Source organism: Paraburkholderia sp. UCT2, assembly GCF_014397665.1.
In the GTDB taxonomy this organism is placed as follows: Bacteria; Pseudomonadota; Gammaproteobacteria; order Burkholderiales; family Burkholderiaceae; genus Paraburkholderia; species Paraburkholderia tuberum.
Genome location: NZ_VZQO01000013.1, coordinates 124,108 through 139,395, shown reverse-complemented (window position 1 = coordinate 139,395; position 15,288 = coordinate 124,108). Strand labels below are relative to the sequence as shown.

The following is a 15,288-nucleotide window of genomic DNA, read 5'->3' as shown; positions in this document are numbered from 1 at the left end:
CAAGCCGTCGCGCGGCCTGTATCGGCATGAATTCGCAGGCCGGCCGCACGGGCCGGTGGCTCGCCGTTGCGTCGATGCTTGCGCTGTGCTCGCCGTCCGTGCAGGCTGAGACGCTCCTCGACGGCGCGCGCTTGTCGGCGTTGTGGGGCTTGCCCTTCGCGGGTGTGCTGCTGTCGATCGCGATCGTTCCGCTGATCGCGCCAGCCCTCTGGCATCACCACTTCGGCAAGATCGCCGCGGCGTGGGCGCTCGCGTTCATCGTGCCGTTTGCCGTGAGCTTCGGCGCGAGCGCGGCGCTCGGCGCGCTCGCGCATGCCATGCTCGACGAGTACATTCCGTTCATCATCCTGCTGAGCGCGCTCTATACCGTCGCGGGCGGCATCTGCGTGCGTGGCAACCTGCATGGCACACCGCGGCTGAACACCGCGATTCTCGCGCTCGGCACCTTGCTCGCGAGCGTGATGGGTACGACCGGCGCGGCGATGCTGCTGATCCGCCCGTTGCTGCGCGCAAACGACAATCGCCGCCACGTGACCCACGTGGTCGTGTTCTTCATCTTCCTCGTCGCGAACGTCGGTGGCTCGCTGTCGCCGCTCGGCGACCCGCCGCTGTTCCTCGGTTTTCTCGAAGGCGTGAGCTTTTTCTGGACCACTACGCATCTCGCGTCCCCGATGCTGTTCGTGAGCGGCATGCTACTTGCCGTTTTCTATGCACTCGACTCGTACTACTTTCACCAGCGCGAGGAAGTGCGTTCGGCTTTCCTCGATCCGACGCCCGACGGCGCGCCGCTCGGCATCGACGGCAAGATCAATTTCGTGCTGCTCGCCGCGGTGATCGCGCTCGTGTTGATGAGCGGACTGTGGCGCCCGCAAATCACATTCGACGTGCTCGGCACGCACGTCGCGTTGCAAAACATCGTGCGCGACGCCGCGCTGATCGCCGTCACGCTGCTATCGCTCGCGTGGACACCGCGCGCGGCCCGCGCGGGCAACGACTTCAAGTGGGCGCCGATCGAGGAAGTCGCCAAACTGTTCGCCGGCATCTTCGTGACGATCGTGCCGGTCATCATGATCCTGCGCGCGGGAGAAGCCGGCGCGTTCGCGGGCATCGTCCATCTGGTCAATGATCCGTCAGGCGAGCCGCGCGACATCATGTACTTCTGGGCGACCGGCCTGCTATCTTCGTTTCTCGACAACGCGCCGACCTACCTCGTGTTCTTCAACCTGGCCGGCGGCGATGCGCAGACCTTGATGACCACCGGCGCGACCACGCTCGCGGCGATTTCGGCCGGCGCCGTGTTCATGGGCGCGAACACCTACATCGGCAACGCGCCGAACTTCATGGTGAAGGCGATCGCGCAATCGCGCGGTGTGCGCATGCCGAGCTTTTTTGCGTATCTGGGCTGGTCCGGCGCGGTGCTGGTGCCGTTGTTCGCGCTGACCGGCTGGCTCTTTTTTGAACGCTGACTCTGCAACGCCGAGACTATCCCTCGACGTGCGATACGGAGACTTGCATTGCAGAAAATCCTCGTTGCCCGTTCGATCTTTCCCGACGTGATCGACCGGCTCAAGCAGTACTTCGACGTCGACTGGAACGAGGGCGACGTGTTGCCCGCCGACGAACTGAAGCGCCGTCTCGCGGACAAGGACGGCGCGCTGACGGCCGGCGAGATGATCGACGCGGGCGTGCTCGCCGCGGCGCCGCGTCTGCGCGTCGTGTCGAACATGGCGGTCGGCTACAACAACTTCGACATGGCCGCGTTCAACGCGGCGAACGTACTCGGCACCAACACGCCGGACGTGCTGAACGAATCGACCGCCGATTTCGGCTGGGCGCTGATGATGGCCGCCGCGCGCCGCATCGCCGAATCGGAGCACTGGCTGCGCGCCGGACATTGGCAGAAGTGGAGCTACGATGGCTTCCTCGGCAGCGACCTATACGGTTCGACGCTCGGCGTGATCGGCATGGGCCGCATCGGCCAGGCGCTCGCGCGGCGCGCGCAGGGCTTCAACATGCGGGTCATCTATCACAATCGCTCGCGCGTCGCGCCGCAAATCGAGGCCGAGCTGAACGCGGAGTACGTGTCGAAAGAGGATCTGCTGCGGCGCGCCGACCACGTCGTGCTGGTGCTGCCGTACAACAAAGGCAACCACCACACGATCGGCGCGGCCGAACTGGCGCTGATGAAGCCGAGCGCGACGCTCACCAACATCGCGCGCGGCGGCATCGTCGACGATGCGGCGTTGGCCGACGCGCTGCGTGACAGGCGCATCGCGGCGGCCGGTCTGGATGTGTTCGAAGGCGAGCCGCAGCTGCACCCGGCGCTGCTGAACGTGCCGAACGTCGTGCTGACGCCGCACATCGCGAGCGCGACCGAAACCACGCGCCGCGCCATGGCGAATCTCGCCGCGGACAACCTGATCGCCGGCCTCGGCGCAGGACCGCGCGCCGGTCAGCCGCCGAATCCGATCAACCCCGACGTGATCGGCAAGGCGCGTTCATGACGATGATTCTGGTGGCGGCCGTCGCGGTGCTGGCGGTTGCCCTCGTGATCGCACTGGCCTTGCTGCTACGCGGTCACGACCGCACGGAGCAGCACGAACAGTTCGAGATGCTGAACGAACGCGTCGATGCCGTCGTCGACGCGCAGGCGCATACCGCCGAGCGGCTCGAGCGGCAACTGCGCAACGACATCGCCGAGACCGCGCGCGTGTCGCGCACCGAGCAAAGCAGCGGCTTCGCGCATTTTCAGCAGACGCTCGCCGCGCAGTTCAGCAGCATGACGACGGTGCAGGGCGGCAAGATCGACGGCTTCGCGCAACAGCTCGACGCCGTGCGTCACAGCCTGCAGGCGCAGGCGCAGCAGGCGCGCGACGAGCAGGGCCGCTCGCTGAAGCAGTTCGGCGACACGCTGAGCCTGCAACTCGGGCAACTAACCGAGGCGAACGACCGGCGCTTCGCCGAAGTGCGCGCGACGATCGAGCAGCGTCTGAAGGACATCGAGGCGAACAACGCGACGCGGCTCGAGGAAATGCGCCGCACCGTGGACGAAAAACTGCACGCAACGCTTGAGCAGCGTCTCGGCGAGTCGTTCAAGCTCGTGTCCGACCGGCTCGAACAGGTGCATCGCGGCCTCGGTGAAATGCAGACGCTGGCGGCCGGCGTCGGCGATCTGAAGCGCGTGCTGACCAACGTGAAGACGCGCGGCACGTGGGGCGAAGTGCAGCTCGAAGCCTTGCTCGAACAACTGCTGACCGTCGATCAATACGCGAAGAACGTCGCGACGGTGCCGAAGAGCGCCGATCGCGTCGAGTTCGCGATTCGTCTGCCGGGGCGGCCGGAGCCCGGCGGCGCGAATACGCCGGTATGGCTGCCGATCGACGCCAAATTCCCGCGCGAGGACTACGAGCGGCTGATCGAAGCGCAGGAGCGCGCCGATCCTGTCGCGGTCGAGGAAGCATCGCGCGCGCTCGAAGTGCGAATTCGCGCGGAGGCGCGCACGATCGCGGAGAAGTACGTGGCGCCGCCGCATACGACCGACTTCGCGCTGCTGTTCCTGCCGACCGAAGGCCTGTACGCGGAAGTGCTGCGCCGACCGGGACTCACGGATCTGCTGCAGCGTGACTATCGCGTGACGATTGCGGGGCCGACCACGCTGACCGCGTTGCTCAATAGTCTGCAGATGGGTTTCCGCACGCTCGCGATCGAAAAGCGTTCGAGCGAGGTGTGGCAGGTACTCGGCGCGGTGAAGACGGAGTTCGGCAAATTCGGCGACGTGCTCGCGAAGACCAAGGCGCAGCTCGAAACCGTCACGCGTTCGATCGAGGCCGCGGAAACGCGCACGCGCATGATGAACCGCAAGCTGCGCGACGTCGAGGCGTTACCGGGCGACGAGGCAAGCGGGTTGCTCGGCGATGCGCTGTCGGGTGTGGAGCCTGATGAGCAATGAGGGGCGAGGCGCTGGAATTCAGGCCCTTGCAGCCAGCCGCGCCAGCGCATCGCCCGTCACACGCACGACGCGCCAGTCCGGCAACACCGTCGCCCCCATCTTCTGATAGAAGCTGATCGCCGGCTGATTCCAGTCGAGCACGGTCCACTCGAAGCGCGCGCATTGCCGCTCCACCGCCAGCGCCGCGACGTGTCGCAGAAGCGCGGTGCCGAGCCCGCTGCCCCGCTGCGCGGGCTGCACGTAGACGTCTTCGAGATAGAGCCCGCGGCGGCCCGCGAAGCTCGAAAAATTGTGGAAGAACAGTGCATAGCCCACGATGCTCCCCGCGTCTTCGGCAACCAGCGCTTCGATCGACGGCCGCGCGCCGAACAGCGCGTCGCGCAGGCTATCTTCCGTCGCGACGAAGATGTGCGTGAGGTTCTCGAACTGCGCGAGTTCGTAGGTGAGCGCGAAGATCGCGCCGGTATCCGCGGGCTCGGCGGCGCGGATCGTCGCGGGCATTACGCTTCTTCCGGTGCGTCGGCCAGATGGATTTCGATACCACCGAAGCGCGACGCGACCCAGTTGTAGGCGTGGCACGCGATCCACAACAGCACGAAGCCGAGGATCGCGTTCAGCAGCAACGCGCTGAACACCGTGCTCAGCTCGACCGAGCCATAGCGCACGAACGCGACCACCACGCCGAGCAGCACGATCGGCACCGAGAACGTCAGATACACGAGGATCAGCGCTTTGGCCGTCTGTCCTGGTGCGATGAACGAGATCTGTTTTTTCATGTAAGTCAAACCCGTGCGTCGTAGTAGTGATAGTGGGTGGAGTGTCGATGAAGTGCTGCTGTGGTGCCGATGTCGTGCGATCGATGCGCGCCTGGAACGTCAGATGAGACCGTCGAACAGCATGATCGACACGCGATCGCCGACGTCGATGTCGCCCTCGTCGTGGCCGAGCACGATGAAGCAGTTCGCTTCGCTCATCGAGCTCAGCACGCCTGAGCTTTGCGACCCGGTCGGGCTCGCGTGCCAGTGTCCGTGCGCATCCTGTTCGGCGATGCCGCGCTGGAATTCGGTGCGGCCCGCGCGCTTGCCCACCGCCACGCGGCTCGTCGCGTGAATCACCGGCAGCGGCCGCGGCGTCGCGCCGGCCATCAGCAGCAGCGCTTCGCGCACGATCTGATAGAACGTCACCATCACGGCGACCGGATTGCCGGGCAGGCCGAAGAATAGCGCAGGTTTGCCGAGTCCGGGCTTTTCGCCGGACCACAGGCGGCCGAACGCGAGCGGCCGGCCGGGACGCATCGCGAGACGCCAGAAGGCGACGTCGCCGAAGGTCTGTAGCAGCTGCTTCGTGAAGTCCGCTTCGCCCACCGACACGCCGCCCGAAGTCAGCACCACGTCGGCGTTGGCCGCGGCACTGCGCAGCGCGGCTTCGAGCGCGGCCGGCTCGTCACGCACGACGCCGAGATCGAGCGCGTCGATGTTCAGGTGCCGCAGCATCGCAAACAGCGTGTAGCGGTTGCTGTCGTAGACCGAGCCCGCGTCGAGCGGCTCGCCGAGCGAGCGCAGTTCGTCGCCGGTCGAAAAGAACGCGACGCGCAAACGCCGCCGCACGCTGACTTCGCCAATGCCGAGCGACGCGAGCAGGCCGAGGTCCGACGCGCGCACGATGCGGCCGGCATGCAGCGCGACGTGGCCGCGCGCGAGATCTTCGCCGGCGCGGCGGCGGTTCGCACCCGCCGCCGCCGCGCTGGCGGCGAAGCGGATCGACGTGGAATCCGCACCGTCGCGCTCCACCTGTTCCTGCGGCACGACGGTGTCGCAACCGGCGGGCATGCAGGCGCCCGTCATCACGAGCACGCACTGGTTCGCCGCGACGCGGCCCGCGAACGGATGACCGGCGAGCGCCTTGCCGGCAACCGTCAGCTCGACGCTGTCCGCGCCGCCTCGCATAGCGGCCGCGAGCGCCGCGTGATTGAACGCGTAGCCGTCCATCGCGGAGTTGTCGTGCGCGGGCACGTCGATCGGCGACACGATGTCGGCGGCTAGCACGCGGTCGAGTGCATCGCGCAACGCCAGGCGCTCGACGGCCGCGACCGGCGTCGCCCACTGCCGGACGATCGCCTGAGCGGCCGGGACGGGTAGCGCATGAGGATCGTACTGCGCGACGCAGCGGGAAAAGTCGTTGAGCGTGGTCATGAATGGCTGGGCGTCGCGACCGGTGACGGGCGCGGCTGTTGCCGTGCGGCCGGAGCGGATGTCAGCCGGGGCCCCGATTGCGTTCGAGGTCGGCGAGTTCTTGTAACGAGTTGGCATTGTAGAACGCGCGCTCGTCGGCAAAGACGACTTCGACCGTCTTGTGGCGCGCGTACCACGCGCGGACCTTGCGCTCGCCGGAGGCCAGAAACGCGGCCAGGTCGTCCGCGACGGCGGTGCGCATCAGCGCGAATACCGGGTGCAGGGAGGTTTCTCCATCGGTGTCGACGGTGGTGACCGTTGCGATGTCGGCGTGGTTCGCGTCGAGTGCATCCGCGAGGCGCGCGGCGAGGTCGGCCGGTAGCCACGGCGAATCGCAGGGCGCGCTCAGCAGGTACGCCGTGCCGGCGGCGCGCAGTCCGGCGAGCATGCCGGCGAGCGGGCCGGGAAAGTCGGGGAGGGTGTCGGCGACGAGCCTTGCGCGATATGGCGCGCCGAGCGCCGCGTAGGTCTCGGGATGGCGGTTCGCGCTGATCATCAGCGGGCCGGTCTGCGGCGCGAGGCGCCGCAGCACGTGAGCGGCGAGCGGTTCGCCGTGCAGCGGCTGCAACCCCTTGTCGACGCCGCCCATGCGCGTGCCGCGCCCGCCCGCGAGCACGAGGCCAGTGATCTGTTCGCGGGGGATGGACATGCGTCGGCCGCTCAGCCGCCGATGTAGGACATTTCCACGCGACGCTTGGCCGGCTCGCCCTGATCGGCCGGCTGGCTGCCGCGCAGCTGCGAGTAGCGGTCGCCGCGGCCCTGCCAGATTTCGGCGATGGCGGTGGCGATCCCGGCATCGCTCGCACCGCCGCGCAGCAGCGCGCGCAGGTCATGTCCGGTCGATGCGAACAGGCACAGGTATAGCTTGCCCTCGGTCGACAAACGCGCGCGCGTGCAATTGCCGCAGAACGCGCGGGTGACGCTCGAAATGACGCCGATCTCGCCGCCGCCGTCGACATAACCCCAGCGTTGGGCAGTTTCGGCGGCGCTGTGCGCTTCGAGCGGCACCAGCGGGAAATGCTCGGTGATGCGCGTGACGACCTCGGCGGAAGGCAGCACTTCGGTCATGTTCCAGCCGTTCGAGGTGCCGACGTCCATGTACTCGATGAAGCGCAGCACCGCGCCCGTGCCTTTGAAATGACGCGCCATGGGGACGATTTCGCCGTCGTTGGTACCGCGTTTGACGACCATGTTGACTTTGACCGGCGCGAGCCCGACCGCGTGCGCGGCGGCGATGCCATCGAGCACGTCGGCGACCGCGAAGTCGGCGTCGTTCATGCGGCGGAACAGCGCGTCGTCGAGCGCATCGAGGCTGACGGTCACGCGGGTGAGGCCGGCGTCCTTCAGGCTGCGCGCCTTGCGCGCGAGCAGCGAGCCGTTGGTGGTCAGCGTGAGATCGAGCGGACGGCCCGCAGGCGTGGTCAATCGGGCGAGCCGGTCGACCAGGAATTCGAGGTTTTTGCGCAGTAACGGCTCGCCGCCGGTCAGGCGAATTTTCTCGACGCCATGCGCGACGAACAACTGCGCGAGCCGCTCGATCTCCTCGAAACTCAACAACGCGCTGTGCGGCAGGAAAGCGTAGTCCTTGTCGAACACTGCGCGCGGCATGCAATACACGCAGCGGAAGTTGCAGCGGTCCGTCACCGAGATGCGCAGATCGTGCAGCGGACGCACGAGCGCATCGTGCAGCACGCCGCTAGGTGTCTGCACTGGGCCGGTGATGACCGGCGCCGCGCTGAGATCGGCAACAGGGATGATGCGTCGTGACATGAAATGCTTCGTCAGGTGCTTTAACGGACGGGGATGATTTGATTCTATCGGAAATGCCGGTGGCGGCAGATGCGCGACGGACGTTGTCGGGGTATACGGGGAGCGGCGCGGCTCGCGGCGACAAATGACCGCCTAAAGCGACAAATGACCGCCTAAAGAAAAAGCCCGCCGGAAAGGGCGGGCTTTTTCACGAACAACGACGCGGCTTACTGCGGATGCTTGATCGTTTCGACCTGTTGCATCGGCGTGTGGTCGTCTGGCGGCAGCGCCTTGCGCTCACGGATCACGCGCGGCGGCTTGACCGTCTGCGCCGCCGCTTCCTGCGCGGCACGCAGCTTGTCGGCGTCGGTGTTCACCCAGATCAGGCCAGCCTGCTCGAGGATCGGCTGCAAGGCGTCGGCCGATGCGGCGGCGGGGGCTGCGCTGCGGACGGGGGCCGGCTGCGGGGCCGCGGCGACGGGCGCCGGTTCGACCACGGCCGGTTCCGTTGCGACGACCGGTTGCGGCTCGACGATTTCGGCCTGCGGTGCCGGCACGGCTGCCGGCGCCTCGACGATCGTGGCCGGAGCCGCGGTGTCGAGCGCAGCCGGGACGGCTCGCGGTTCGGTCGGGACGGTCGGCTGCATTTCCAGGGCCGGCTCGACTGCCGGGGATTCGGCATGCGCGGCGGGTTCGACCGAAGCGGCCGGCGTAACCGGTTCGCTCGCGGCCGACGCGGCTTGCTCTGCCTGCGCTGGCGCTTCGATAGCCGGCTCCGCCGCCACGGGTTCGATCGACGCCGCCGGGGCCTCTTCCACCGGCACGACCTTTTCGGTCTTCGCGGCATTTTCCGCGGCGAGAGCCGGCGTTTCGGCTGCCGCATGCAGTTCGGCCACGACGGCGCTTTCCGTTGCGACAGCGGCGACCACCACTTCGACCGGGGTAACTTCCTTCGCTTCGCTGGCTGCAGGCGTGTGCTCGACCGGCTGCTGGGTGCGCACCGGCGCTTCGTCGCTGGCGGCAACGTTGTCGCCTTCGGCTTCCGCGACATCCGCCGCGAGATTGCCATTCACGTCATCTTCACGCTCGCGCCGACCACCACGACGGCCGCGGCGACGACGACGACGCTCTTCGCCGTCACGTGCGACTGTTTCCTGATCGACCGGCACGCCGTTTTCACCCGCTGCGGCGCGGTTGCGCGCCAGTTCGTCGGCAGCTTGCGTGTCGGTTTGCGTCAGCGCCGAGGCGGCTTCCGCCTGCGGCTTGCGACGCTCGCCACGCTCGACGCGTTCAGCGCGCTCGCCACGCTCGCGACGCTCACCGCGTGCCGTGCCTTCGACGGCTTCCGCGCGCTCGGCGCCGCGGGTGTCGCGTTCGCGAGCCTCGCGCGGTTCACGCGCTTCACGCGGCTCGCGAGCCTCACGCAGTTCACGGCCTTCACGGGCCTCACGCGGTTCGCGTTGCTCACGCGGCGCGCGCGGTTCGCGGCCCTCGCGTGCCTCGCGGCCTTCGCGTTCCTCGCGACGCGGCGACGGCTGCTGACCTTGCGCCTGACGGCCGCCGGTCACGCCTTCGCCACGCGCTGCCGCGTCGCGACCGCCTGCGCCGCCACGGCGATTGCGGTTGCGATCGCCGCCGCGCTCGCCCGTGCGCTCACCGCGCTCGGTGCGCTCGCCGCGTTGCGGACGAGCCTGCTTGTCGGTGGTGGCCGGCGCGGCGGGCGCCGGAGCAGCCGGCTGCATGCCGAACAGATTCTTCAGCCAGCCGATGAAGCCGCCACTGGCCGGCGTCACCGCGACCGGAGCGGGGATAGCCGCCGGGCGGGCCGGCGCGCTCGGAGCCGGCTTCTCGGGCGTGATGCCCTTGACCGCCGCTTCCTGCTTCGGCTTCACTTCCTCAGCGCGCTTGCTGTAGCCGGTTTCCGATTCGAGTTCGCGGGCCGCTTCTTCGGCCATCTTCCACGATGCGCGCGGCTCGTCGAGGCGCGCGTCGTCGTGACGCAGACGCTCGAGCTTGTAGTGCGGCGTGTCGAGGTGCTTGTTCGGGATCAGCACGACGTTGACCTTGAAACGCGACTCGATCTTGTTGATTTCGGCGCGCTTCTCGTTCAACAGGAAGGCGGTCACTTCGACCGGCACCTGGCAGTGGATCGCCGCGGTGTTTTCCTTCATTGCTTCTTCCTGAATGATCCGCAGCACTTGCAGCGCGGACGATTCGGTATCGCGAATGTGGCCCGTGCCGTTACAACGCGGACACGTGACGTGGCTGCCTTCCGACAGCGCCGGCCGCAGACGCTGACGCGACAGCTCCATCAGGCCGAAGCGCGAGATCTTGCCCATCTGGACGCGGGCGCGGTCGTGCTTGAGCGCGTCTTTCAGGCGCTGTTCGACTTCGCGCTGGCTCTTGGCCGATTCCATGTCGATGAAGTCGATCACGATCAGGCCGCCCAGGTCGCGCAGACGCAACTGGCGAGCGACTTCGTCGGCGGCTTCGAGGTTCGTGCGCGCGGCCGTTTCCTCGATGTCCGCGCCTTTGGTGGCGCGCGCCGAGTTCACGTCGATCGCGACGAGCGCTTCGGTGTGGTCGATGACGATCGCGCCGCCCGACGGCAGCGGCACGGTGCGCGAGTACGCGGTTTCGATCTGGTGCTCGATCTGGAAGCGCGAGAAGAGCGGCACGTCGTCGTGGTAGCGCTTTACCTTGCCGACGTTGTCCGGCATCACGATGTCCATGAAGGCGCGGGCCTGGTCATGGATTTCGGTCGTGTCGATCAGGATTTCGCCGATATCGGGCTGGAAGTAGTCGCGAATCGCGCGGATCACGAGGCTCGATTCGAGATAGATCAGCATCGGCTGGCCGGCCGTGCCACTTTGCGACGCGGCTTCGATTGCGCGCCACAGCTGCATCAGGTAGTTCAGGTCCCACTGCAGCTCTTCGGCGCTGCGGCCGATGCCGGCCGTGCGCGCGATGATGCTCATGCCTTCCGGCAGTTGCAGCTGCGCCATGGTTTCGCGCAGTTCCTGACGGTCGTCGCCTTCGATCCGGCGCGACACACCGCCGCCGCGCGGGTTGTTCGGCATCAGCACCAGATAGCGGCCGGCGAGCGAAATGAACGTGGTCAGGGCTGCGCCCTTGTTGCCGCGTTCTTCCTTTTCGACCTGGACGATCAGTTCCTGACCTTCCTTCAATGCGTCCTGGATGCGTGCGGAACGCATGTCGACGCCATCGCGGAAGTACTGGCGGGCGACTTCCTTGAACGGCAGGAAGCCGTGACGGTCTTCGCCGTAGTTGACGAAGCAGGCCTCGAGCGACGGCTCGATGCGCGTGATGATGCCCTTGTAAATATTGCCTTTGCGCTGTTCGCGACCGGCGGTTTCGATATCGATGTCGATGAGTTTTTGCCCATCGACGATGGCGACGCGCAGCTCTTCCTGCTGCGTCGCGTTGAACAACATTCGTTTCATTGAACGGCTCCAGAGCGGCCTCGCCGGCCCAGCCGCGCGGTTGTCAGTCGCGAGAGCGGGGAGAGTAGGCGTGCCGCGTCTTATTGTGTTTTCACAAACACGCTGGAGCGGGAAAGATGGCGGGAGAATTGCCTGAGAGGGCCCAGCCCGATAAAAAAAGGGCACGGTGCCGCAGGGCACATGCGAACACGGCTTCAAATCATGGCCTGACACGCCGCGTTTAGCCAGCAGACCTTCATAAGTCTTCGCCCTCTGAAGCCGGCGCGCCAAATGGGCGCGCGAGCGAAGGGCCGAAGTCCGCGGTCATGCCGCAACGGGAAGTTCGCGCAGGCGGCGCGTCTTTTCCTGCTGGGGGTGTCTCGCCTTCTTTTGACGTCGCCATGTCTTGTACTTTCTACAAGACGCCTTGGGCGCACGCCGTATTTTCGCGACTTGCAGCTTCGTCCAGCTGGGCGTCATACCACCCGGATCACGAAGCTGAAAGCTAAATTCTTTTTTACCAAAATTCCGTTACCGTCGAAGCCGACCTTGACCGAACGCGCCTGCGGGCGCCGTCCCTGCCGGGTGCTGACTTCGTGCGTGCAACTTGTTGCATCTCATTTTCAGGGCGAGCAACCAGACCCCGGCGCAAGTAAAATAACGGTTTATCGCTTGCGCTCGCGCAATCCGCCGCATTCCGGACACTGCGCCGGCCGTCGCGGACTGCTGGGCAAATTATATTCAGAATGAAAGAGTTAGGCAAAACATCCCAGAGATCGGTTGCAGGCGCGGTCGAAGATTCGGTTTCAAGCGACCAGGTTTCGCTGATCGAAATCGACGACCGGTCGGCTGGTCAGCGCATCGATAATTTCCTGCTGCGCGTCTGCAAGGGCGTGCCGAAAAGCCATATTTATCGCATCCTGCGCAGCGGTGAAGTGCGCGTGAACAAGGGCCGGATCGACGCGCAGTACCGGCTCGAACTGGGCGATCTGGTGCGTGTGCCGCCGATCCGCGTCGCGCAGCCGCATCAGGCCGCAGCCCGCGTGCCCGTGCCCGCGCAGGGCTTTCACATCCTGTTCGAAGACGAGCATCTGCTCGTGATCGACAAGCCGGCCGGCGTTGCGGTCCACGGGGGCAGCGGTGTCGCGTTCGGTGTGATCGAGCAGATGCGCGAGGCGCGGCCGCAGGCGAAATTCCTGGAACTCGTGCATCGGCTGGATCGAGAGACCTCGGGCATCCTGATGCTCGCGAAGAAGCGCGCGGCGCTCGTCAATCTGCACGAGCAGATTCGCGATAACCGGATGGACAAGCGCTACTACGCTTGCGTGCACGGCGAATGGGCGACTGACTGGGGTCGCCGCCGCGCGGTAAAGGAGCCACTTCACAAGTACCTGACCGCCGACGGCGAGCGCCGCGTGCGCGTGCAGGCCGATGGCCTCGCTTCGCACACGATCTTCAATCTGGTCGAGCGCTGGCCGGAATATGCGCTGCTTGAGGCGGAACTGAAGACGGGGCGTACGCACCAGATTCGCGTGCATCTGCAGCATCTGGCACTACCGATCGTCGGTGACGCCAAATATGGCGATTTCGCGCTGAACAAGGCGCTTGCGCGCGCCAACGCGAAGCCCGGCATCAAGCGGATGTTTCTGCACGCTTACCGGCTCAAGCTCACGCATCCTGCGACGGGCGCGCCGCTGCAGCTGGAGGCACCGCTGCCTGCCGACTGCCGCGCCTTTATAGAACAACTCAACGAACTACGCACTGGGTTCAACCCGGAGACGACCTTGCATGGCTAGAGAGCAATTCGATCTGATCGTGTTTGACTGGGATGGCACGCTGATGGATTCCACCGCGCATATCACGCGCAGCATCCAGGCGGCGTGCCGCGATCTCCACCTGCCGGTTCCCGCGGACGAAGCCGCGAGCTACGTCATCGGCCTCGGCCTGCGCGACGCGCTGCAGATTGCCGCGCCGACGCTCGATCCGGCCGACTACCCGCGGCTTTCTGAGCGTTACCGCTTTCATTTTCTTGTAAAAGACCAGACTACCGAGCTGTTCCCCGGCGTGCGCGACATGCTCCAGGAGTTGCGCGACGTCGGCTATCTGCTCGCGGTCGCGACCGGCAAGAGCCGCGTCGGGCTCAATCGTGCGCTTGACCAGGCGCGCCTGACGAGCCTGTTCGACGGCACGCGCTGCGCTGACGAAACCTTCTCGAAACCGCATCCGGCCATGCTGCACGAGCTCACCCGCGAATTGGGGCAGGATACGGCGCGCACGGTCATGATCGGCGATACGACACACGATCTGCAAATGGCGCTCAACGCCGGCGTGGCGGGCATTGGCGTGACTTATGGCGCGCATCCGGCGAATTCGCTGAATGCGATGTCACCGAAGTTCGTGGCGTCGAGCATCAGCGATCTGTCCGGTTGGCTGCGGGAGAACGCATGAGCGCCGACGGCGTGGATACTGCTACTGCCGCGGCTGCGCAGGCAGTGCGCATTTGCGCGGCCGACGAGCTGGTCGACGGTGGCGACGGCATCCGGCGCGACGCGCGGCTCGGCGGGCAGGATGCCGTGGTGTTTTTCGTCCGCTATGATGGCTGCGCCTACGGCTATTTGAACCGTTGCGCTCACGTGCCGATGGAGCTCGACTGGCAGGAAGGGCAGTTCTTCGAATCGTCCGGCTTATACTTGACGTGCGCGACACATGGCGCGATTTACGCGCCGGATACTGGCAAATGCGTCGGTGGTCCGTGTCGCGGGGGCAGATTGCGTCCCGTGCAGGTCGAGGAACGCGATACGCTCGAGGGCCGTGCGGTATTCTGGCTGCCTGACGGCGATTTGCTGCCGGTCACGCGCTGATTTCCTCTTCCAACTTTTCACTGTCCGCATGTCCGACAACTTGACCCCCGAAAAAGACCCTGCCTCGGGAGGCAGCTCCCGTGCACCCGCCGACCAGCCCGGCTGGGAAAGGGCCGCGCTCGAGCGCATCGCGCTCGCCGCGATCAACGAGCAACGCGCCTCGCGACGTTGGCGGATTTTCTTCCGCTTCCTGTTCCTCGCAGTGCTCGCACTGGCGGTATGGGGTGCGCTGAACGTCTCGGGCGAGCGGGTCGCCACGACTGGCCGTCATACGGCAATGGTTTCGCTTGATGGCGAGATCGCGACGGATGCGAGTGCGAACGCCGAAGATATCAACACCGCACTCGATTCCGCGTTTGAGGATTCCGATACAGCCGGCGTGATTCTTTATTGCAACAGCCCGGGCGGCAGTCCAGTGCAAGCGGGCATTATCAACGGCGAAATTCGGCGATTGCGCGGTAAATATCCGTCTATTCCGCTGTATGCCGTGGTCGGCGACATGTGCGCGTCCGGCGGCTACTACGCGGCCGCGGCGGCGGAGAAGATCTATGTCGACAAGGCGAGTATCGTCGGTTCGATCGGCGTGCTGATGGACGGCTTTGGTTTCACCGGCCTGATGGACAAGTTGGGGATTCAGCGCCGACTGCACACATCGGGTGAGAACAAAGGCTTTTTTGATCCGTTTTCGCCCGAAACGCCGAAGATGGACGAACATGCGCAGGTTATGCTCGATCAGATCCACGCACAGTTCATCGACGCGGTGCGTCAAGGGCGCGGCAAGCGTCTGCATGAGACATCGGACATGTTCTCGGGTCTATTCTGGACGGGGCAGAAGAGCGTCGAACTTGGACTCGCGGACGGTTTTGGCGATGCAGATTACGTCGCGCGTGAGATCTTCAAGGCGCCGGATATCGTCGATTACACGGTGAAAGAGAGCATTACGGATCGCGTTGCCCGCAAATTCGGCGCGGCCGTCGGCGCCGGCGCGGTTCGGGCGATGGCGCTCGGCGCGAAAATGAATCTGCGTTGAATCCACAGTTTTAAAAAGACGCCCG

General features: G+C 65.9%; 13 protein-coding genes. 7 read left to right on the top strand and 6 right to left on the bottom strand.

Going from position 1 to position 15,288, the window contains the following annotated elements:
* Positions 1-74 precede the first annotated feature (74 nt).
* The 3 genes from F6X39_RS13540 to F6X39_RS13530 are packed head-to-tail and all read left to right on the top strand — an operon-like array spanning position 75 to position 3,949.
* On the top strand, positions 75-1,466 hold the full coding sequence (locus F6X39_RS13540; protein ID WP_262414699.1) for a sodium:proton antiporter: 1,392 nt from the start codon (positions 75-77) through the stop codon (positions 1,464-1,466).
* Positions 1,467-1,514: 48 nt separating this feature from the next.
* Positions 1,515-2,504: a 2-hydroxyacid dehydrogenase gene (locus F6X39_RS13535; RefSeq protein ID WP_090801203.1), complete on the top strand. Its 990-nt coding sequence runs from the start codon at positions 1,515-1,517 to the stop codon at positions 2,502-2,504.
* The gene (locus tag F6X39_RS13530; RefSeq protein ID WP_187616957.1) at positions 2,501-3,949 is read left to right on the top strand and encodes a DNA recombination protein RmuC; all 1,449 of its coding nucleotides are present in this window, start codon (positions 2,501-2,503) and stop codon (positions 3,947-3,949) included. Before F6X39_RS13535 ends, F6X39_RS13530 begins: the two co-directional genes overlap by 4 nt.
* An 18-nt stretch (positions 3,950-3,967) precedes the next feature.
* Here F6X39_RS13530 and F6X39_RS13525 read toward each other — a convergent pair whose 3' ends face one another.
* The 6 genes from F6X39_RS13525 to F6X39_RS13500 all read right to left on the bottom strand — a co-directional run bounded on the left by F6X39_RS13525 (position 3,968) and on the right by F6X39_RS13500 (position 11,393).
* Complete coding sequence (locus F6X39_RS13525) at positions 3,968-4,450, bottom strand: GNAT family N-acetyltransferase (RefSeq protein WP_187616956.1); 483 nt, start codon at positions 4,448-4,450, stop codon at positions 3,968-3,970.
* Positions 4,450-4,725: a hypothetical protein gene (locus F6X39_RS13520; protein ID WP_008923126.1), complete on the bottom strand. Its 276-nt coding sequence runs from the start codon at positions 4,723-4,725 to the stop codon at positions 4,450-4,452. Before F6X39_RS13520 ends, F6X39_RS13525 begins: the two co-directional genes overlap by 1 nt.
* 99 nt (positions 4,726-4,824) lie before the next feature.
* A complete protein-coding gene (gene glp / locus F6X39_RS13515; protein ID WP_187616955.1) occupies positions 4,825-6,141 on the bottom strand; it encodes a gephyrin-like molybdotransferase Glp in 1,317 nt (438 codons plus the stop codon).
* A 61-nt stretch (positions 6,142-6,202) separates the two neighbouring features.
* The gene (gene mobA / locus F6X39_RS13510; protein ID WP_187616954.1) at positions 6,203-6,829 is read right to left on the bottom strand and encodes a molybdenum cofactor guanylyltransferase MobA; all 627 of its coding nucleotides are present in this window, start codon (positions 6,827-6,829) and stop codon (positions 6,203-6,205) included.
* 11 nt (positions 6,830-6,840) lie between these two features.
* Positions 6,841-7,950 carry a GTP 3',8-cyclase MoaA gene (gene moaA / locus F6X39_RS13505; protein ID WP_187616953.1) on the bottom strand — a complete coding sequence of 370 codons (1,110 nt, stop codon included), beginning with the start codon at positions 7,948-7,950 and terminating at the stop codon, positions 6,841-6,843.
* A gap of 206 nt (positions 7,951-8,156) precedes the next feature.
* Positions 8,157-11,393, bottom strand: a complete 3,237-nt coding sequence (locus F6X39_RS13500; protein ID WP_187616952.1) for a ribonuclease E/G — start codon at positions 11,391-11,393, stop codon at positions 8,157-8,159.
* Between the two features lie 725 nt (positions 11,394-12,118).
* Between F6X39_RS13500 and F6X39_RS13495 the strand changes: the two genes are divergently transcribed.
* From F6X39_RS13495 to F6X39_RS13480, 4 genes are read left to right on the top strand one after another with little or no spacing between them, the layout of a single operon-like run.
* The gene (locus tag F6X39_RS13495; protein ID WP_187616951.1) at positions 12,119-13,168 is read left to right on the top strand and encodes an RluA family pseudouridine synthase; all 1,050 of its coding nucleotides are present in this window, start codon (positions 12,119-12,121) and stop codon (positions 13,166-13,168) included.
* The gene (locus F6X39_RS13490) at positions 13,161-13,820 is read left to right on the top strand and encodes an HAD-IA family hydrolase (RefSeq protein ID WP_187616950.1); all 660 of its coding nucleotides are present in this window, start codon (positions 13,161-13,163) and stop codon (positions 13,818-13,820) included. Before F6X39_RS13495 ends, F6X39_RS13490 begins: the two co-directional genes overlap by 8 nt.
* Positions 13,817-14,233, top strand: a complete 417-nt coding sequence (locus tag F6X39_RS13485; protein WP_187616949.1) for a Rieske (2Fe-2S) protein — start codon at positions 13,817-13,819, stop codon at positions 14,231-14,233. Before F6X39_RS13490 ends, F6X39_RS13485 begins: the two co-directional genes overlap by 4 nt.
* Positions 14,234-14,261: 28 nt before the next feature.
* A complete protein-coding gene (locus F6X39_RS13480) occupies positions 14,262-15,263 on the top strand; it encodes a S49 family peptidase (RefSeq protein ID WP_187616975.1) in 1,002 nt (333 codons plus the stop codon).
* The last annotated feature ends 25 nt before the right edge of the window (positions 15,264-15,288 follow it).

Excerpts from the sequence above, each read along its gene's own strand:
- glp (WP_187616955.1), bottom strand. The coding sequence starts at position 6,141 with ATGACCACGCTCAACGACTTTTCCCGCTGCGTCGCGCAGTACGATCCT.
- F6X39_RS13490 (WP_187616950.1), top strand. The coding sequence starts at position 13,161 with ATGGCTAGAGAGCAATTCGATCTGATCGTGTTTGACTGGGATGGCACG.
- F6X39_RS13520 (WP_008923126.1), bottom strand. The coding sequence starts at position 4,725 with ATGAAAAAACAGATCTCGTTCATCGCACCAGGACAGACGGCCAAAGCG.
- F6X39_RS13530 (WP_187616957.1), top strand. The coding sequence starts at position 2,501 with ATGACGATGATTCTGGTGGCGGCCGTCGCGGTGCTGGCGGTTGCCCTC.
- F6X39_RS13500 (WP_187616952.1), bottom strand. The coding sequence starts at position 11,393 with ATGAAACGAATGTTGTTCAACGCGACGCAGCAGGAAGAGCTGCGCGTC.
- F6X39_RS13480 (WP_187616975.1), top strand. The coding sequence starts at position 14,262 with ATGTCCGACAACTTGACCCCCGAAAAAGACCCTGCCTCGGGAGGCAGC.
- F6X39_RS13540 (WP_262414699.1), top strand. The coding sequence starts at position 75 with ATGCTTGCGCTGTGCTCGCCGTCCGTGCAGGCTGAGACGCTCCTCGAC.
- moaA (WP_187616953.1), bottom strand. The coding sequence starts at position 7,950 with ATGTCACGACGCATCATCCCTGTTGCCGATCTCAGCGCGGCGCCGGTC.
- F6X39_RS13495 (WP_187616951.1), top strand. The coding sequence starts at position 12,119 with ATGAAAGAGTTAGGCAAAACATCCCAGAGATCGGTTGCAGGCGCGGTC.
- F6X39_RS13485 (WP_187616949.1), top strand. The coding sequence starts at position 13,817 with ATGAGCGCCGACGGCGTGGATACTGCTACTGCCGCGGCTGCGCAGGCA.
- F6X39_RS13525 (WP_187616956.1), bottom strand. The coding sequence starts at position 4,450 with ATGCCCGCGACGATCCGCGCCGCCGAGCCCGCGGATACCGGCGCGATC.
- mobA (WP_187616954.1), bottom strand. The coding sequence starts at position 6,829 with ATGTCCATCCCCCGCGAACAGATCACTGGCCTCGTGCTCGCGGGCGGG.